The 19,118-nt window shown below is 36.2% G+C and carries 21 protein-coding genes; 5 read left to right on the top strand and 16 right to left on the bottom strand.

The features are described 5' to 3' along the window. Nucleotides 1–44 precede the first annotated feature (44 nt). The 6 genes from CD001_RS22990 to CD001_RS23015 all read right to left on the bottom strand — a co-directional run bounded on the left by CD001_RS22990 (nucleotide 45) and on the right by CD001_RS23015 (nucleotide 5,628). Nucleotides 45–881: a carbohydrate ABC transporter permease gene (locus CD001_RS22990; protein WP_096189933.1), complete on the bottom strand. Its 837-nt coding sequence runs from the start codon at nucleotides 879–881 to the stop codon at nucleotides 45–47. Then, the gene (locus CD001_RS22995; RefSeq protein WP_096189934.1) at nucleotides 881–1,756 is read right to left on the bottom strand and encodes a carbohydrate ABC transporter permease; all 876 of its coding nucleotides are present in this window, start codon (nucleotides 1,754–1,756) and stop codon (nucleotides 881–883) included. Before CD001_RS22995 ends, CD001_RS22990 begins: the two co-directional genes overlap by 1 nt. 105 nt (nucleotides 1,757–1,861) lie before the next feature. Next, nucleotides 1,862–3,121, bottom strand: a complete 1,260-nt coding sequence (locus CD001_RS23000; protein WP_096189935.1) for a sugar ABC transporter substrate-binding protein — start codon at nucleotides 3,119–3,121, stop codon at nucleotides 1,862–1,864. 457 nt (nucleotides 3,122–3,578) lie between these two features. Beyond that, nucleotides 3,579–4,508, bottom strand: a complete 930-nt coding sequence (locus tag CD001_RS23005; RefSeq protein ID WP_096189936.1) for a formylglycine-generating enzyme family protein — start codon at nucleotides 4,506–4,508, stop codon at nucleotides 3,579–3,581. Nucleotides 4,509–4,527: 19 nt separating this feature from the next. Then, complete coding sequence (locus CD001_RS23010) at nucleotides 4,528–5,064, bottom strand: chromate transporter (RefSeq protein WP_096189937.1); 537 nt, start codon at nucleotides 5,062–5,064, stop codon at nucleotides 4,528–4,530. Between the two features lie 21 nt (nucleotides 5,065–5,085). After that, nucleotides 5,086–5,628 (bottom strand): chromate transporter, encoded by a 543-nt coding sequence (locus CD001_RS23015; RefSeq protein WP_096189938.1) that lies wholly within the window; start codon nucleotides 5,626–5,628, stop codon nucleotides 5,086–5,088. 480 nt (nucleotides 5,629–6,108) lie between these two features. On the opposite strand from CD001_RS23015, the gene CD001_RS23020 reads away from it, so the two are divergent. Beyond that, a complete protein-coding gene (locus tag CD001_RS23020; RefSeq protein ID WP_096189939.1) occupies nucleotides 6,109–6,567 on the top strand; it encodes a hypothetical protein in 459 nt (152 codons plus the stop codon). A gap of 252 nt (nucleotides 6,568–6,819) precedes the next feature. Here CD001_RS23020 and CD001_RS23025 read toward each other — a convergent pair whose 3' ends face one another. The 9 genes from CD001_RS23025 to CD001_RS23055 are packed head-to-tail and all read right to left on the bottom strand — an operon-like array spanning nucleotide 6,820 to nucleotide 12,873. Further along, on the bottom strand, nucleotides 6,820–8,283 hold the full coding sequence (locus CD001_RS23025) for a sodium:solute symporter family protein (RefSeq protein WP_096189940.1): 1,464 nt from the start codon (nucleotides 8,281–8,283) through the stop codon (nucleotides 6,820–6,822). 12 nt (nucleotides 8,284–8,295) lie between these two features. Then, a complete protein-coding gene (locus tag CD001_RS23030) occupies nucleotides 8,296–8,511 on the bottom strand; it encodes a hypothetical protein (protein ID WP_096189941.1) in 216 nt (71 codons plus the stop codon). Nucleotides 8,512–8,548: 37 nt separating this feature from the next. Next, a complete protein-coding gene (locus tag CD001_RS23035) occupies nucleotides 8,549–8,998 on the bottom strand; it encodes a hypothetical protein (RefSeq protein WP_096189942.1) in 450 nt (149 codons plus the stop codon). 29 nt (nucleotides 8,999–9,027) lie between these two features. Next, nucleotides 9,028–9,192 (bottom strand): Clp protease/crotonase-like domain-containing protein, encoded by a 165-nt coding sequence (locus CD001_RS27160; protein ID WP_306454095.1) that lies wholly within the window; start codon nucleotides 9,190–9,192, stop codon nucleotides 9,028–9,030. 29 nt (nucleotides 9,193–9,221) lie between these two features. After that, the gene (locus CD001_RS27165) at nucleotides 9,222–9,653 is read right to left on the bottom strand and encodes an enoyl-CoA hydratase/isomerase family protein (RefSeq protein ID WP_306454096.1); all 432 of its coding nucleotides are present in this window, start codon (nucleotides 9,651–9,653) and stop codon (nucleotides 9,222–9,224) included. Between the two features lie 30 nt (nucleotides 9,654–9,683). Then, nucleotides 9,684–9,806 carry a hypothetical protein gene (locus CD001_RS27170; RefSeq protein WP_306454097.1) on the bottom strand — a complete coding sequence of 41 codons (123 nt, stop codon included), beginning with the start codon at nucleotides 9,804–9,806 and terminating at the stop codon, nucleotides 9,684–9,686. 15 nt (nucleotides 9,807–9,821) lie between these two features. Next, complete coding sequence (locus CD001_RS23045) at nucleotides 9,822–10,223, bottom strand: acyl-CoA thioesterase (protein WP_096189943.1); 402 nt, start codon at nucleotides 10,221–10,223, stop codon at nucleotides 9,822–9,824. 30 nt (nucleotides 10,224–10,253) lie between these two features. Then, nucleotides 10,254–11,447, bottom strand: a complete 1,194-nt coding sequence (locus CD001_RS23050) for an iron-containing alcohol dehydrogenase (protein WP_096189944.1) — start codon at nucleotides 11,445–11,447, stop codon at nucleotides 10,254–10,256. Next, on the bottom strand, nucleotides 11,440–12,873 hold the full coding sequence (locus CD001_RS23055; protein ID WP_096189945.1) for an aldehyde dehydrogenase family protein: 1,434 nt from the start codon (nucleotides 12,871–12,873) through the stop codon (nucleotides 11,440–11,442). Before CD001_RS23055 ends, CD001_RS23050 begins: the two co-directional genes overlap by 8 nt. 312 nt (nucleotides 12,874–13,185) lie before the next feature. Here CD001_RS23055 and CD001_RS23060 point away from each other — a divergent pair, with 312 nt between their 5' ends. Beyond that, nucleotides 13,186–13,662 (top strand): thioesterase family protein, encoded by a 477-nt coding sequence (locus CD001_RS23060; RefSeq protein ID WP_096189946.1) that lies wholly within the window; start codon nucleotides 13,186–13,188, stop codon nucleotides 13,660–13,662. A gap of 42 nt (nucleotides 13,663–13,704) precedes the next feature. On the opposite strand, the gene CD001_RS23065 is transcribed toward CD001_RS23060, so the two are convergent. Further along, nucleotides 13,705–15,300 (bottom strand): sigma-54 interaction domain-containing protein, encoded by a 1,596-nt coding sequence (locus CD001_RS23065; RefSeq protein WP_257009915.1) that lies wholly within the window; start codon nucleotides 15,298–15,300, stop codon nucleotides 13,705–13,707. Nucleotides 15,301–15,535: 235 nt separating this feature from the next. Here CD001_RS23065 and CD001_RS23070 point away from each other — a divergent pair, with 235 nt between their 5' ends. Genes CD001_RS23070 through CD001_RS23080 form a run of 3 tightly spaced genes read left to right on the top strand, consistent with a single transcriptional unit; the run spans nucleotide 15,536 to nucleotide 19,107 of the window. Beyond that, nucleotides 15,536–16,315 (top strand): enoyl-CoA hydratase/isomerase family protein, encoded by a 780-nt coding sequence (locus CD001_RS23070; RefSeq protein ID WP_096189947.1) that lies wholly within the window; start codon nucleotides 15,536–15,538, stop codon nucleotides 16,313–16,315. Between the two features lie 20 nt (nucleotides 16,316–16,335). Further along, nucleotides 16,336–17,925, top strand: a complete 1,590-nt coding sequence (locus tag CD001_RS23075; RefSeq protein ID WP_096189948.1) for a class I adenylate-forming enzyme family protein — start codon at nucleotides 16,336–16,338, stop codon at nucleotides 17,923–17,925. An 18-nt stretch (nucleotides 17,926–17,943) separates the two neighbouring features. After that, on the top strand, nucleotides 17,944–19,107 hold the full coding sequence (locus tag CD001_RS23080; RefSeq protein WP_096189949.1) for a thiolase family protein: 1,164 nt from the start codon (nucleotides 17,944–17,946) through the stop codon (nucleotides 19,105–19,107). Nucleotides 19,108–19,118 lie beyond the last annotated feature (11 nt).

Consider the following 19,118-nt stretch of genomic DNA (forward strand, 5'->3'; position numbering starts at 1 on the left):
CGTTCAAAATCGTTCATTCATATACTCTTCTCATACCCTGCACTCTATTTAACTGCACCTTCACCGATTCCTTTAATAATGAATCGTTGAGCAAAAATATAAAAGATAACGACCGGGATTACGGTTAATGTTAAGCCTGCCATTGCCATGTTCCATTGGATATTAAATTGCCCAAAGAAATAAAAGGTTGTTAATGGAATCGTTCTTAAATCTGTACTTGTAAGAACAAGAGATGGTAATAGGAAGTCATTCCAAATTTGAATCACATTTAAAATGATGACGGTTACTGTAATCGGCTTTAACATCGGGAATACAATCCTCCAGAATAAGCCTAATTTTGTACAGCCATCAATTGTTGCTGCTTCTTCAAGAGAAACTGGAATCGATTTTACGAATCCATGATACAGAAAGATCGCCATACTTGAATTAAACCCAACATGCATGAAGATTAATCCACCGTGTGTATTTAACATTGGGATGCCTGTAGCTTTCATAATTTGGTCCATAAACTGTAGTAACGGCATCATAATCGTCTGAAACGGGATGAGCATTGTTGCGATGAAAACCATAAAAATCACTTTACTTAACGTGTTATCTGTACGCGCTAACATCCATGCTGTCATTGATGATAAAATGACAATGAATATGACCGAAGTAATCGTAATAAAAAGGGAGTTTCCAAATGCATTCAGAAAATTCATCCGTTCCATTGCTTCTACATAGTATTGAAAACTGAATTCCTCCGGTAAGGCGAGAACATTATCATACATTTCTGATCTCGTCTTAAAGGAGTTAACGACCATAATGTAAATGGGAGATAAGAAAATGAAGGCACCTAGTAAAAGGAGAACTTCTCTAGCAATTTTCCATGTTTTATTCATTACATTTCTACCTCCCGCTTCTTAGTCATATACACTTGCGTTAATGTTATACCTGCTACTAATATAAAGAATACAACTGCTTTTGCTTGTCCATATCCATAATTGCTATAGCCAAAAATTTCATTATAAATATGAAGTGCGAATAGCTCTGTCGAGTTTACAGGTCCTCCTCCTGTTAATGACAAGTTCACATCATAAATTTTAAATCCGAATGAAAGAGTTAAGAATAAACAAATCGTAAATGCAGGCATTAATAGTGGAAAAATAACGTTTTTTAACCTCTGCCACCAGTTTGCGCCATCAATATACGACGCTTCTAAAACTTCATGAGAAATACCTTGTAGCCCAGTAATGTAAATAATCATCATGTATCCAGCCATCTGCCAAGTAAATACAAACACTAACGCATATAATGCATAATCAGGATTTAACAGCCAATTAAAGAAGATTGACTCAAAGCCTGTTAACTGCCCCATAATCCTGAAAGCATCAGAGAAAATAAACTGCCAGATGTAGCCTAAGATTAGCCCACCAATTAAGTTAGGCATAAAAAACATCGCTCTTGCTGCATTTACCGTTTTTAATTTGGACGTTACTAAAAGGGCTAATCCTAACGCGATCACATTTACTGTTATTAATGAGAGAACAGTAAATTTAATTGTCAGTATACCGGAATCTATAAATCTCGAATCTCCTAATAATTGAATATAATTATCTAAACCTACAAAAATTTTCGGGTTGGCACTTATTCCATCCCAGTTAAAAAATGAATAGAATATTCCCATCCCAAATGGAATAAGTACGACTGTCGTAAATATCAAAATGAGCGGAACTGTAAATAAGATATACCAGCCTTTATTCTTCCAACTTTTCACGGTCTATCCCTACTTTCCATCAGTACCATATTAAAAATAGTAGCTATAAATAGGTGGAAGATAAACAAAGCTCGTTTGCTTTGTCTATCTCCCGAAATAAACTAATTATTCACCGGTTGCCATCCAAGCTTCATACATTGCGTTAATGACATCCTGACCCGTTACTGAATCGTCAATAAAGAAATCTTCCGCTACTGGTACCCAGTCATTAATTACAAGGTTTGCAGGATAATGCCCTTGTGACCAAGGAATCGTTTGCCCTTCATTTGTGTAGTCAAGAACGGTTTGTGACAGTGGATCTAAATCAGGGGCTTCGATATTTGTGTACGCTGGAATTGCATCGAATTCTTCAACAATATAACGATGTCCTGTTTCACTCGTATGCATCCACTCTAAGAAGTCTAATGCAGCTTGAATTTCATCATCTTCCTTATTCGCATTTACTGCCCAGTTTTGACCAACGCCTACCGCTAGTTTATCGTTATCCATTAATGGAACAGGCAGCATGCCAATTTCAAAATCTAACTCGTAGTCATTAAACATTCCGTAAGCCCAGTTCCCTTGGTGAATCATCGCTGTTCTTCCTGTCGCAAAGTCACCAATTTGTGAATCATAATTCATTTCTAATGGATTCACAGTGTATTCGCGAATATCTTCAAGCATTTGTGCAAATGCGTTAAACTCTTCAACATCTGAAAAATCTACTTCTCCATCAGTAACTTGTTCCATAAACTCAATGTTATCTTCTTGAAGTGAGAACGGATAGTTACTCATATGTCCAATAAGGAAGTATCCTTCTTGTGATAGGGATAACCCTTCAATATCATCGCCCTCATATTGAGCTAACGTATTTACGAAAGAGTCATAATCAGCAACGTCTTCTGGGTCAATCAAATCTTTGTTATATACTAAACCGAAACCTTCCACACCATATGGTACACCAACTAATTTCCCGTTAATTTCCATCGCCATGTTTTCTGCGATATTTTCTACGTAAGATTCATCACTCATATCATAAATATAAGAATCGATTAGGTGTGCTTCAGAGGCATGACCGATCGTGAAAATAGATGGGCCTTGATCACTATTCATACGAATTTGTAACTGTTGGAAGTAATCGTCACCTGTCGTACCCCAAATCTCAACTTCTACGCCTGTCTCTTCTTCATATTCTTCAGCCATTCTTTCTAACGGTTCAGAGATTTCTACTTTACTTTGGAAGATCGTAATTTTGTCCGCACCACCTGTTGCTTCTCCATTATTCGAGCCGCTGTCACCTGCATCCTCGTTGTTGTCACCACCACAAGCTGCAAGGAATAATGATGTACCGAGTAAAACGGATAAACATAGACCTGCTTTCTTCATGTTTCATTCCCCCATTCATTTTTTAAGCTTTACAGCCACAAATAATCGATTTCAGAAATGAAAGAGCTTTATTCTGGAATCGGATTTTTTTGAAAAGGTTTTCAAAACTTCCGAAAATAAAATCTCTATCTTTCTAGCATGTATCGAAATAGAGATAATATTTTTATATAAAATCGTTGGAATTAAACCTTTTTAGAGGATGTTCAAAAAAGTCCGGGAAAATAACTTTTGTATCTCTACGTTGACTCGTTTCTCCGTTACCTACGTATTAACACCATACGCTTCGCGACTCAAAATATCGTCGCCTATATCTACTCGGATCTTTTTCTCCTCCATTTTGAAATGTACTTTTACTCATTTCGGTTTAAAGTGATCTTTGAAAACCTTTTCTGAAAACCTTTTCATAAATTATTATGCTTCTTTATTTGAGAAATGTCAATTGTATATACAAGAAAATTTAATCTTTTTTTACAACTCGGAATCCCATATTCCCAGTAGAAGAATCTTTCGTGTTTCCGATTCTTGCAGCAATGCGGTATCGATTGCAATACGTATCGTGACACAAATAAGACCCACCTTTTAATGCCATGAATCCAGGAGCTTCCTTAACATTTAACCCTTTACTTTCATTACAAAAATGATCGTCGGTCCATTCCCATACATTTCCGATCATATTGTATAACCGGTACTTATTAGGTTTATAAGCGTCTACTGGGGCTGTCCCAATGTAACCGTCCTCCCCTGTATTTGAAACTGGAAACTTTCCTTGCCAAATATTACATTGATGCTCTCCATCAATTAAGAATTCATCCCCCCATGGATGGATCGTATCGACAGTCCCACCGCGAGCAGCATGCTCCCATTCAAGCTCTGTCGGCAGCCTAGTACCCGACCAATCACAGTATGCAAGCGCATCATTCCAAGACACATGAACAACAGGGTGATCCATCTTCCCTTCAATTGAAGAATCCGGTCCCATTGGATGTTTCCAGCTTGCTCCTTCAACAACACACCACCACGGTGTATTTTCCACGACTTGTATGACTCGTGATTTATCTTTCTCACTCAAAAATAAATGAAACACAAAAGACCAGCCAAACCTTTCAGCTTCCGTTATATAACCTGTTTCCACAACAAACGTTTTGAAATTACGGTTCGACACCGCACATTGATCGATCATAAAAGGGGACACGTCTTTTTGCAGCTGTGGTGTTTCAAAATCAGCTGGATAACCTACTTTCGAATTCGTACCTAAATATGCCGTTCCACCGGCTATTTTCTGAAACCGATGTTTAACATCGGACTTTTTTTCTTCAGTCTTTTCAAATCTTTGAGGCTCGAGATCACTTTTCTGTTTTCTCACTGGTGTACAGCAACTCTTTTCCATCTTTCATTTACACCTCGCATTATAATAAAATGACGCCGCAAATCCCCGAAGCGACAATGAATATGACTGGATGTACTTTATATTTGATGAGTCCTATTAATGTCACTAAAAAAATCATGGCGATCATGAAATGGTTGAAAGAAAATTGAAATTCCAAAAGCTGATTAGCTAACGCAAACTTAATCGCTGCATAACAAATCAAACTTAGAACGACTGGCCTTAAGCCATAAAATACAGCCCCTAAAACCTTCCCGTTTTTTATTTTTAAAATAAGGGATGACAATAATAAAATGATCATTAAAGACGGTAATGTCATCGCTACACTCGCAATAATTGCCCCGCTTATCCCTCCTACGTGATACCCTACGACAGTTGCACTATTTGTAGCAATAGGGCCTGGAGACATGCCGGCTACCGCAATTATATCGGTAAACTCCTGGGTCGTAAACCAGCCTTTATTTGTCACCTCTGCTTCTATAATTGGGAGCATCGCATATCCCCCTCCGAAAGAAAATGCTCCTATTTTAAAAAACATGATAAATAACTCAATATACATACAGCGCCCCCACTCGAGACTTTACTTTTTTCTCCGTTTCCAATAGCCGATCATACCACCAATGATAATGAAAAGAATTGGATGCATTCCGGAAAATAACAACAACAATAATATGACAACAAACAGCCCGATTGTGAATGAATCTATTAATGCTGTTTTTGAAATTTTAACTCCGGCATAGACAATTAAAGCTACAATGGCTGGTCTTACCCCCTCAAAAAAGAGAGTCATAAATTCATGGTCTCTAAAATGAAAGTACAACAAACTAAGGAATAAAACACTCCCAAAAGTGGGCATTAATACACCGAGCAGTGCCGTAATTGCTCCTGCAACTCCTGCAATTCTATGACCAATGAATGTCGCAGAATTAATCGCAATTGCTCCAGGAACCGATTCAGCCATGGCAAAAACATCGGAAACATCTTCTAAATCGAGCCATTTCTTCTCCTCAACAACCTCCCGTTCGATCATCGGAATCATCGCATAACCTCCACCGAATGTAGCAGGACCAATTCGTAAAAAAACATAAAAAAGTTCCTTTAGTGTACATGTCTTTTTCTCCAAATCTCATCCCTCGTTCTCAATCTCCATCTTATTCATTTAGTTTACCATACTTTTAACCATTTCGGTTAAAAGTATGGTAGATTTATGAGAATCTTTCATATAGGCATGAAACTTCCCATATTGCTTCTCTACAAGCAATCTATAATTACATAAAAAACGAACAACAAAACATTTGTAAAAACATGAGGCATTACTCCTCCCCATGCATCGACATCCACTTTACCATCTGGTGAAAAGCGCAAAATGTTTAGTAAATGTGACAGTGGTAAAAGGATAAACTCTCATCCTTTTATATTTACTACAATTAAGTCTTCCCTAATAATATCTAGAATTTCCCCCACCTCTCACCACACAAATATTTGCAATTCAGAATATTCCATTTATAATTAACAAGAGAGCTTAATCGCATTGAGGATTTCAAAAAGGGATGAAATCATAAAGTCCGTGCTTTCATCAACTAACTAGAGGAGGTGATTTTTTTTGAATTCGGATGAATTGCTCGTATATTCTTTGAAAACAATGATGAAAGAAGCGTTTGAAGGCCCATCAGAAGATGGCAGTTTTTATATTACAACACGACCAGAGGCCGGTCTATTCGGCACGTTAAATGCATTATCAGCAAATGATGCCTCACAGCCTTCAAAGACAAGTGACACACCGATCGTTTCTCATATTTACCATATATACTATTATTTAATGATCTCAAACTCAGATTTTACAGATAGTCCGCTTGATTATAATGATAAAGACAGTTGGAAAGTGCGGAAAGCAAATGAGAAGGAATGGCACCAGATAAAAACAGATCTCTACCATGAGTACGAAACGTTTATTGAAAACGTGGAGCAAGTTGTTGAGTGGACCGATGAAAAAGCAAACACTGCCCAGCAAACTTTAGCACATACAGCTTATCATTTAGGAGCATTGCGACAGATGATATAGTCAGAGCATCATTCATTACTTAATTAAGGAGATACTTGCTACAAAATGCGCTATATTAAGTTACATTGCACGGTAGTCAGGATTTTTGGATTGCTCATTATTGTTCGTATCTATTTATGTATGCCTTCATGCATCCTTTTTGTCAATATTCATTCCACATACTAAAGTTTAAAAACCTAGTAAATACCACAGAACAGCAGTATACTGTCATGTGCTTGTCCATATGGTAAATACTAGGTGTGATTGTAGAAACTATGACACTTCTTCTATATTTCTATGATAGTTTTTATTTTCTGCAATACCTTCGACGGTTGAATCTTTTGTTAATAGTGAGACTACAATCATAGACGCAAATGAAATTGGTAATGCAATTAAGATCTCAGTATTACTCGTCATATCAAAAAAGAAGAAAGAAATGAGATAAGTTAAAGCACCTGTAGTTAAACCAGCAATCGCTCCATTCGTGTTTGCTTTCTTCCACCAAATCCCAAGAAGCATTGGTGCGAGGAAAGCACAAACCATAAATCCGATTGCAGCTGTATATAATACAATTAAAAATGGCGGCGGGTTTAATGCGAGTAACATAACAATAATTCCTATAATCCATGTGCTGATCATCGATACTTTTAATATTTTTTCTCTGCTTGCATCGGGATTAAGTACTTTATTGTATAAATCATAGGCAACTGCGCTACTTGTTGCTAACAACAAGGCATCTGTTGAAGACATGACGGCAGCTAATAGTCCAGCAATGATAATTCCCATAATAATTGGACCAAAAAATTGTTCTACAATAAGCAGCAACCACATATCTGAGGCATGGCTTGCTAAAGTTTCCTCACCTAATGTAGGTATATATGGAATCATTATTAAAAATGGGACTAACAACAAAGTAGCATAAATGAACATACTAATATTCATGGAAAGTTTTGCAGATCTGACATTCGATGCTGTAAACACACGCATAATCAAATGTGGTGCAACACATACTGCCGCTGCCCAAGTAATAAAGACTCCTAAGTTAGCAGATATTGTCCCATGACTTCCAAGAACTTCATTTTCACTCACAGCTCCTAAAAAGAATTGTGACCAATTTTCAGGTAAGTTTATTAAACCTACAACACCAATTAACAATACAATTAAAACAATCGTTCCTCCTTGAAGAACATTTGTCCATGTAACAGCCAACATTCCCCCCATCGACACATATAGGATAAATACTAAACTAATAATAAGAAGACTCCACTCGTAGGATAACCCTGTAACATAAATAGTAAGAAGTCCTCCAGCCGTTAATTGAGACATGAGGTACATGCCTGAACCTACGACTATGACTAATGGTACAGCTATCTTCAAAAATTTACTCCCATAAAATCGGTCATTTAAAAAACCAGAAACAGTAAATTGTTGGCTGTTTCTTAGTGCCCTAGCCACAAGAATGCTCGCTACCGGGAAGCCAACAATAGCACCAGCAAACATCCAGCCAACATAGGACATTCCCAATCCCCATAACGTTCCTACAAGTGCTAAGAATGTTCCACCACTCCCTAATGCAGACAACATCGCCAAAGCATTCACGGTTGTACCTATCTTTTGTCCAGCTGCATAATATTCACTTACACCTGAACTGGACTTGGCGATACTTTTTTGAGAAATAAAGCCTAAATAGACACAAAATATCAAATATAAAATGACAATAAACAACTCAAGAGTCATTCTTTTTCCTCCTTATGTTCTTTCTGAATTTTCAGTCAAAACAAGATACAAGCCAGCAATAGGTGCTATGAAAAATAATAAAATTGAACCCCAGACTACTAATGAAACATTTAGCAATTCGATTTGGTAGCTCCAAGGTAGTAAAAATAATGTTACATATAGAACTAATCCAATTAAATACCACTTTTCACCACGTGGCATTGGGTACCAATTACGATTTTCCTTCATACTTTTACCTCCTCATATAAAATAAAAATTCATTCACTTACATAACTGTCGAATACCTTTTCCATTTCCATTTATTTATTAGTCGCAAAAGTACAGCATATCGAAATCGTGTATGACCTTTCAGTTCCCAAGGCTTTTCAGGTGAAGATTTTACAAAGCTGTGTAGTATATTGGAAACTTCACTTTTTGCGTGTTTGTTAAACTGGACAGACAATAATGTAACTGATGATAAATGACCTTTTGTACCTAATATTGAAGAAAAGAAACGTGTTAAAGGATCTGCAGTAACATAAATTAAAGAAATATTCATATTTTCATTTTTAACGATAGTTTGCTCTTTAGTAGGGTCGTACATATAAAGAGGTGGTGCCTTTTTTAAATCATATTGAATGTCATGCTCTTGCAAAACAGACGTTAATGTTTGAACAGAATGATCTGGTGAACGCCCAATGTAAACTTCCCATCGGTTTATACCAAATGACAACAAGTTAATCACCCCCTTATTCTTATTTCTTCCTATTGACCAGTAAAATGTGGAGTTCTTTTATCTAAAAATGAATCCATCCCCTCCTTTTTATCTGTCGTTTCAAATAAGACAGATTGGATTAGTCTTTCAATTAATATTCCTGTATGAATGTCCGTCTCATAACTTTTGTGCACCGCTAACTTTGCTAGTCTCACAGCTAATGGGCCTTTTCCCCCTATACGATTTATGATGTCAAATACTGTTGATCAAGCTCAACTTTAGCGACACAATCTGTTAAGAGCCCCATCGTATAAGCTTCTTCTGCCTTCAATATCTTTCCAGTTAATATGAGTTCCAACGCTTTCCCTTTAGGAATAAGTCTCGCTAACCTTTGAGTTCCACCTGCTCCAGGTACGATTCCTAAATTTAATTCAGATAATCCGACTTTTGCATTTTCAGCTGCTATTCTAATGTCACACGCAAGGGCTAATTCGAACCCTCCACCTAATGCATAACCATTAATTCTAGCAATAGTTAGTTTCTCAAAGCTTTCAATTTTGTTATATACATTTTGTATTTTCGGATTTAACAAAATATCTAAACCAGATGTCTCTCTTAATTCTTTTATATCAGCACCTGCAGCAAAAGCATCATTTCCAGCCCCGGTAAAAACCAATGCAGTAATATCATCGTTTTCTTCAACAAATCATAAAGCGCTTTCAATTTCAGTTATTACGTTATGATTTAAAGCATTATTCACTTTCGGACGATTAATCGTGATTGTTGCATGATTCTCTTTAACGTTGAAATGAATGGTATCAAATGACATAGAAACACTCCTCATTTAAGTATCTTGTCGAATGAGATGTTCATTTAATTTTTCTTTAATTCCATCTGGTATAGGCTCTGCTTTTTGTTTTTCAAAATTAAAGTTCACATAAACTGCTTGTCCTTTTGCACATAAAATTCCATCTTGATGTACTTCTTCATATACTTCAAAGCTAGAGTTTTTCACTTTGGAAATAAACGTTTTAATCAACACTTCTTTCCCATAATAAATTTGATGAAGATATTCAACATTCATTTTAATAATGACGCACTTCCAATTTGAAAATGATAAGTCTGGGGTAAATAACTTAAAGATCTCATCTCTTCCTGCCTCAAACCAAATAGGTAAAGTCGTATTGTTAATATGACCTGCACCATCTGTTTCGGAAACACGTGGTTCAATCCTTTTCCTAAACATTCAATCCCTCCTATCCTCTCACCTTAAAAGCTATAATGAGATCTCTCCATTAAACGCTGATAAATAGATTTTATAAATATCATTTTCCTCTAGCTTTAAAGGACTTCTAGCTAGTAATCTCGTTTGCTTTAAAGCTTCTTTTGTTAAACCTGATAAATCCTCTTCTTTGATTCCATACTCTTGTAAGCTCGTAGGAAGGTCTAATGATTGCACGAGATGATATAAAGTATGAACACAAGATATCGATAAATCTTCTAGGTTATTGGATTGTTTTTTATGACTTCTATCTAGATTAGTCACGACATTTGCTAGTTTTTCTTCACAGCTTTTTTTTATATGCTTGACAACATAAGGCAGCAATACGGCATTTGATTCACCATGCGGCAGTTTAAACTTATTCCCTAGCGGATAAGCAAGAGCGTGGACACCGCCAACACCGGCATTATAAAAAGCCATTCCTGCTAAATAACTAGCAGTAATCATCTCTTCTCTTGCTTTCATATTATCTCCATTCAAATAAGCAGTTTTTAATGAATTGCCGATTAACTGAATGGCCTTCATAGATATTCCGTCTGTGACTAAGTTAGCATTGACAGAAATATAAGCTTCTATTGCATGTGTTAATGCATCTATTCCTGTAGCAGCAGTAACACGTTTCGGTACTGACAACGTTACAGTCGGATCGACAATCGCTACATCTGAAAGTAAATATGGATGTGTTATAACATCTTTTGTACCATCGAGAGAAAGAACAGAGATATCTGTCACTTCAGAGCCAGTCCCAGCTGTAGTAGGAATCATCATTTTCGGAAGGCCTTTCTTTTTGATTTGTTTTGTACCCGTCAAATTTAAATAATCACTGACTTTCCCTTCATTTGCAGAAATAACTGCTGCTAGTTTTGCTAAATCAATTGCACTTCCTCCCCCCATTCCTATGATTAATTCAAAATTCCCCTCTCTCGTGAATTTTACTAGCCTCTCTGCGTCTTCAAGTGGAGGCTCTGGAATAATATCCGTATAAATATCAATGTGATACTTTTCCTCTATACTTTTTAACACTTTTGCACATAAGCCAATATCTACAAGTGTTTGATCTGTAACGACCAATATTTTTTTTACGCCTAATTTCTCTATTTCTGAAGAAAGGTTAGACAAAGCTCCTTCACCTACATAACTTAGGGAAGGAAAGATTAGTTTTGAAGTCACAAGAATCCCCCTACTCATTTAAATTAACCATGACAAATTTCGTTTTCGTCATTTCATCTAAGGCGTATTTAATCCCCTCTCTGCCATAACCACTATTTTTCACACCGCCATATGGGATATGGTCTAGCCGAAAGGTTGGCACTTCATTAATTAATACACCACCACTTTCAATTTGCCCCGCTGCTTTTAAAGCTCTATTCATATCTTTCGTATATAAACCAGTATGCAGTCCAAACTGTGATTCGTTTACCATTGAAATAGCTTCTTCCAAATTTTTATATGAAATAACAGATACAACCGGTCCAAAAACTTCCTCACAACATACATTTAAGCTAAGGTCTGTATTTAATAAAATGGTTGGTTCAAACGTATTATTAGTTCCATTCCCACCTAAAGCTACTGTTGCACCTGAATTTTTCGCTTGTTCAACCCAATTTTTAATTCGATTAAATGAGTCGGGTGATATTAACGCAGCAACATCTGTGTTGTCATCAAATGGCGATCCTATTCTTAATTCCTTTGTTTTTTCAACTAATTCATTGCAAAAGGTGTCATAACATGACTCATGCACAAAAATTCTTTGAAGTGAGATACAAATTTGCCCCGAAAATGTAAATGCAGCCTTCACACATTTTTGCGCCATTTTTTTTATATCAGTATCTGGTTCAACAATTAATGCTGAATTTGATCCTAACTCCAATGTTGTTCTTTTTAAACCGGCATTTTCCTTAATAATCTTCCCTACCGGAACACTTCCAGTAAAGGTTATTTTCTGTATATCTTCGTCCTTAACGATCGAGTCACTTAGTTCTTTACCATATCCAGTAACTAACTGGATTGCCTCTTTCGGTAAACCTGCCTCAAGAAAAATCTCCGTAATTTTAATTGCACTTAACGGTGTTTGCTCGGCAGGTTTAAACAATACTGCATTTCCAGCTGCAATCGCAGGACCTAATTTATGAGCAACTAAATTAAAGGGAAAATTAAAAGGTGTAATTGCTGCAATGATACCTAAAGGTTCTTTTATCGAATAACCTAATCTATTTTCTCCTCCAGGTACCGCATCCATCGGAATCGTTTCCCCATTCAACCGTTTTGCTTCTTCAGCTGCTAATTTATAAGTAATAATCGTTCTATCTATTTCACTCCTTGAATCCTTTATAGGCTTTGCTGTTTCTAAAGAAATTGTCCTACTCAGCTCTTCCTTATTTTTTTTTATTAACTCACTAACACGCTCTAAAATCATACTTCGCTCATGTGCACTTCTTTTTTTTAATGACTGATAACCTTTTCGTGCAGAAATAATCGCATCTTTTATATCAGTTTGATCGCCTTTACTAATATGAGCGATCACAGTCTGATCTACTGGAGATACAAGCGGAAATGTCTCTTGTTTTTCGTACCAGACTCCCCCTGTATACATGGACAGCGACTGAATATTCATTTATTCACCTACTTTCATACTTTTCACTTTAAAAATCAATGCAAAACTCATGCCAACTCTAAAACCTTGTTTTACAAGCTTTAGTTAATATCAATTAATAGAGCGGTTAACTTTGTAACCGATATCCTTTTAAAATTTTCTGAATTTACCGTCTATTACATCCTTTTGAATATCGGTTAAATTTTTAACCGTCGGTGATTTCTCGAACCATCTTTTGGCCATTAGAGGATCACCATACGTGATCGTTTTTTGACAATTGCGCATTTCTGTTTTAGGTTAATAAATAAAAATGAAAAAGGAGAAGGGAAAATTATGAATGGTCCGATTTATTTAGATGAAGTGAAGAAGGAGTATGTCGATTACAACAATCATATGAATGATGCTGCCTACTTTAAAATGTTCAGCCTTGCTACCGAACATTTCATGGATGCCATTGGATTAGATGCTAAAGGAAGGGAAGAAATGGACTATTCCATCTTCACACTAGAATCTCACGTACGATATTTAAAAGAGATAAAAGAAGGAAAGAAGTTTTCGATTTCATGCCAAATTTTGCAGCATGATAAAAAAAGAATTCATCTATTCTTAGTGATGAATAACGAAAAAAGTGAAAAGATATCATCATGTGAAATGATGCTTATTGGGATTAATCTTAAGACAAGAAAGCCTGCGAACTTTCCATCCGTTATATTAAAAAATATCGAGAACTTCTCTTTACAGACTAAAGAGGATGATTGGCCGAAAGAAGTAGGGAAAATAATGGAGTTAAAACACAAAAAGAAGAAGTGACCTTTGTTCAATCACTTCTCTATACCATCATTACTAGATCCTCTACAACGTCACTTCAATTCGATGTTTTTTTATTTTATTTAATAAAGTCGCATGATGGATCCCTAGTTGTTTTGCTGCTTGCCTAATTGAACTCGTTCTCCCTAATGAATCTTCAATCAGCTGTTTTTCTAATTGATTTAATTGCACTTTTAAAGGAGAACTAGAATCCGTCACTACTTTCTCTTTAATAGATGTTGAAATATTAAGATGCCTGTTATCTATAACGGTATCATGTACAGATACAACTAGGTTTTCAATCGTGTTTTTCAATTCTCTCACATTTCCAGGCCACTCATAGTTAACTAATAGTTGCATAGCCGAATTTGATATACTTTTATTTAAATTATATCTCTTATTAAAATGGTTTAAAAAGCTATTGAGGATTTCTTTAATATCCTCTTTTCTTTCTCTTAAAGGAGGAATATCGATCTCTAGAACTGCTATTCGATAATATAAATCCTCTCTAAACTCTCCTTCAGATACAGCCCTTTTCAAGTCTCTATTCGTCGCTGCAATGAGTCGAATATCAACTTCCCGATACTTCGTGCCGCCAACACGCTGTATTCTTTTATCTTGCAAGACTCTTAACAATTTTACTTGCAATGACAGCGGCATATCTCCTATTTCATCTAAAAGAATCGTTCCTTTATGCGCTAACTCAATCAATCCCATTTTCCCGTCCTTTTTTGCTCCAGTAAAGGAACCAGCTTCATACCCGAATAACTCCGACTCAATCAAATTCTCCGGTAAGGCACCACAATTAATTTTAATAAAAGGCTTATCATACCGATTACTAAAGTTATGGATTTGATTTGCAAGCACTTCTTTACCTACACCTGTTTCCCCTCTTAAAAGGATACTCGTTGGATACGGTGCTACTTTCATAACTAATAAGTTAATTTCTTTCATTTTATCACTTTTAAAAATAACCTCTTCTGATGATTGTTGTTTATATCTATATGTGTTGTTCGTAAGCATAGAAATCTCTTCTGCCCTTTTAATTTTATCTTGCATCCTATTCAATCTAGTCACATCTCTTACACTCGTCACAACCATATTTATTTCTCCATTATGATTAAAAACAGGGCTGCCAGTTACGATCACTTCATTTTTTTTATTAATTGTTTGTACTAATGTCATTTCTTTTTTTTCTTTTAATACTGACAATGAAACCGATCTATCAAGTTTACCCCCTTCGATTAGTTCACCCATATGTTTCCCTATAAGATGACCCCTCTTGATCCCAGATATCTCTTCATATGCTTTATTCACTAGTAATGTATATCCGTGGCCATCAACTACGTAAATGCCATCACTTGAAAATTCTATTATTTCTTTCATTTGATAAAACAAATCGATTTCATTAGCATTCATCAGAATGAATACGGTAGCCTCATGATAATCTAATTTCATTACACGAAGATTGTCACCTTCAAAAGAACAATTAAATAAGTCCTCATTACTTTTCAAATATTTACTTAATAAATGAACAAGTTTATCTTTATACTTTTGAAAATGATACTTAGACTTACTTTTTATTTCCCAACTACCATTTTTATAAAGTGCTGTTCCAATTAACGTTTCTTTTTTGAGCATACGACCCCTCTTTTTGGTTATTTTTTTAACCGCGGTGGTAAAATCAACCGCCACTTTTAAACTATTATAGTTATAATATTTAGAATAATCAATATTATAAGGTTATTTTTATAACCACTTAGCTTATATGTGTATACTGAAATCGCTCATTGATCTACGTGCATTATTGGCATGAATATTGCATGTTATATAAAACAAATTCGTAAAAACATATCATAAAGAAGGAGAAGATCTAATGTATGACTATTTAACATTTACTATTGATCAAGGAGTTGGAACAATCTCTCTTAACCGGACTAAATCTCTAAATGCATTAAATAATGATGTCATTGCAGAGTTAATGGATGCTTTTGAAACGTGTCAATATGGTGAAAAAATTAGAGTCATTGTACTAGAAGGAAAAGGAAGAGGTTTTTGTGCTGGAGATGATTTAAAAGGGATGGGTACAGAAAAACACCCTAATCCTGAAGATAAATTAAAAGAATTTCAAGAAGGGTATCCTAGATTAGTTTTAAAAATGCAGTCAATAGAAAAGCCAATTATATGTAAAGTCCATGGTTTTGCTTTAGGTGCTGGCTTCGAGCTTGCTCTCTGTGCTGACATTTTAATCTCTACAAAAGATGCAAAATTCGGTTTACCTTTTGTTTTAAGAGGGATTGCTGCAGGCACCCACCTTTTGCAGCAATATGTAGGATATCATAAAGCTTGTGAAATGTTATTTACCGGAGAAACGATAACAGGTGAAGAAGCCAAAAAACTTGGTATTGTCAATCGGCTCTCGATAGAGAAGGAATTAGACGATGATGTCAATCAGTTAGCTTCTCAATTAGCTAATGGAGCTACAAGAGCTATCGGACTAATGAAATCAGCATTAAATAGAAGTGCAAATTATACTCTTGAAGAAGGGATGCATGAACAAGCCTACGCTACAACAGCTTCATTTATGACCCAAGACTTTGTCGAAGGTCATGAAGCATTCAAGGAAAAAAGAGAACCGGTTTTTAAAGGAAAATAACACATAAAGGAGCGATAACAATGCGAATACCAATTCATGAACTATTAAGACAGCACGCAAAAGAAACCCCGAATAAAAAGGCTATTGTTTATTATGGAAACGCCATTACTTACAAAGAACTTGATCTATATTCTGATAGATTTGCAGCTTTCTTGCAAAATAAAGGGATTGAGAAAGGTGATCGAGTAGCTCTCTTTTTACAAAACAGCCCTCAATACATCATTGCTCATTTCGGAATACAAAAGATAGGTGCAATTGTTGGACCTTGCAACCCGATGTTTAAGGAGTGGGAGCTCGAGTATCAGCTAAATGATTTAACCGCAAAAGCAATTGTTTTAGCAAATGATTTATATCCTATATATGAAAAAATCAAACATAGTACAAGCGTAAGAGAAGTGTTTTTAACAAGTTACTTTGACTTTTTACCAGATGAGTTACACATTCCTTTCCCCGAAAAGGTAGAGCCATTCGTCAAAATAGAAAGTTGCTGGTCTTTTAAATCAATCGTTCATAATGACTCTCTTCATACTCCGCAAAAAGTAGATATAAACATGGAAGAAGACGTTTCATTAGTCGTTTATACATCAGGCACGACCGGTGCTCCAAAAGGAGCTATGCTCACTTTCAATAATGCATCTTTTAAAACTGAATGTTTAGTTAAAACATATGACTTCTCACCTGATGATGTTCACCTAAGTATTATGCCAATCTTTCATATCGCCGGTATGTTAGTCGGCTTAAATGGTCCGATCATGACAGGAGGAACAATTATTTTATTAACTAGGTTTGCACCTAATGCCGCTCTATCGGCAATAAACCACTACGAAGTGACAGTAGCATATACGACCCCACCAATGAATGTAGAGATGATGAAACATCCATTATGTAAAGTTACTCAGTTTGAGCATTTACGTGCCAATTTAGCTACTAGCTTTGGACTACCAGTGACAGAGGAAATTTCAAACCAATGGAAGGAGGTTTCAGGAGTTGAATTATTCGAATTTGCTTATGGAATGAGTGAAACTCATACTGGGGATGCACTGATGCCAAAAGACCGTATCCGCTTTGGGACAGTCGGAATGCCAACGTATGAAACGCAAATAAAAATCGTCTCGCTCGAAAATCAAAATATTGAATTACCTCAAGGAGAATTAGGGGAAATTGCTATCAAAAGTCCAAGTGTTTTTAAAGGATATCTAGATAAACCAGAAGAAACAAACAAAGATCTCCAAGATGGCTGGTTCTACACCGGTGATATGGGAAAGTTTGATCAAGACGGATACTTGCATTTTACTGGTAGAGCAAAAGAAATGATTAAATGCTCTGGATATAGTGTGTTCCCAGAAGAAGTTGAAAAAATGTTGATAAGACACGATGCGATAAGTAAAGCGGCAGTTATCGGCGTACCTGATCATAAACGTGGCGAGTCTGTTAAAGCATTTGTGGTGCTCGATGAAGAATATAAAAATAAGATAACTCCAGAAGATATTATCAGCTGGTCGAAAGAAAAGATGGCAGCTTATAAATATCCTAGATATGTAGAGTTAGTAGATTCACTGCCCCAAACGACATCAGGAAAGCTACTAAGAAGATTATTAAAAACTCAGTAAATTTTAGGTGGTGTGCATATGAATCAACCCGTTATTGTATCAACCGCTCGAACTCCGATTGCTAGAAAAAATGGAAAATTAAAAATGATGGATCCTGCTCAATTTGGAGCCATATGTATACGTGAAGCATTAACAAGAGGAAAGCTTGATCATACGGATGTCGACGATGTGATTATTGGAAATTGCCTCTCAGGCGGCGGAAACATCGCCCGCCTATCTTTACTTGAAGCAGGACTAGATGTCTCTGTCCCGGGCATGACAATCGACCGACAGTGTGGTTCTGGAATAAATGCTGTTTCATTAGCTGCACAAGCTATTTCTTTAAAAGATCAAATCATTGTTGCTGGCGGGACAGAAAGTATGACAAATGAGCCATTTCTCATGCAATTACCAAAAACAAAAGGACTTAATGCTACCCCTACTTTTGAAACAAGACCATTATCTCCTGAGTCGATAGGCAATCCGAGCATGGGAATAACTGCAGAAAACCTCGGAGAGAAATACGATATTTCTAGAGAAGAGCAAGATGATTTTGCTTTAAGCAGTCAATTTAAAATGAAAGAAGCTCAACGTAAAGGCTATTTTAAAGAGCAAATTGTCCCTATACATGTAGTAGAAAATAATCAGCAAATACTTTTTGATACAGATGAACACCCTCGTCCATCTACAACAATAGAAGGCCTTGCCAAGCTTACTCCAGTTTTCAAGGAAAATGGAACGGTCACAGCTGGAAATGCCTCCGGTTTAAATGATGGCGCTGGGGCATTAGTCATGATGAGTGAACGCAATGCATTAGAGAGGAACTTAAAGCCATTAGTAAAAGTGGCAGGCTGGGAAGTTGCTGGTGTAGACCCCCATTACATGGGGATCGGTCCAGTCCCTGCTACTCAAAAATTACTTAAACATACAAATTTAACACTAGATGATATCGACCTCATCGAAATAAATGAAGCATTTGCTGTACAAGTTCTTGCTTGTTTACGCGACTTAAAGATCGACCCTCATAAAGTAAATGTTACTGGAGGTGCGATTGCACACGGACACCCCATTGGAGCAACAGGAGCTATTTTAGTCATAAAATTGGCGCACGAATTAAGAAGAAGGAATTTGAAAAGAGGAATTGTAACAGCTTGTATTGGCGGTGGACAAGGTATTGCATTATTATTAGAAAATGATCAATAGGAGTGTGTTAA

This window comes from Evansella halocellulosilytica, assembly GCF_002335745.1.
Classification (GTDB): Bacteria; Bacillota; Bacilli; order Bacillales; family Salisediminibacteriaceae; genus Bacillus_CA; species Bacillus_CA halocellulosilytica.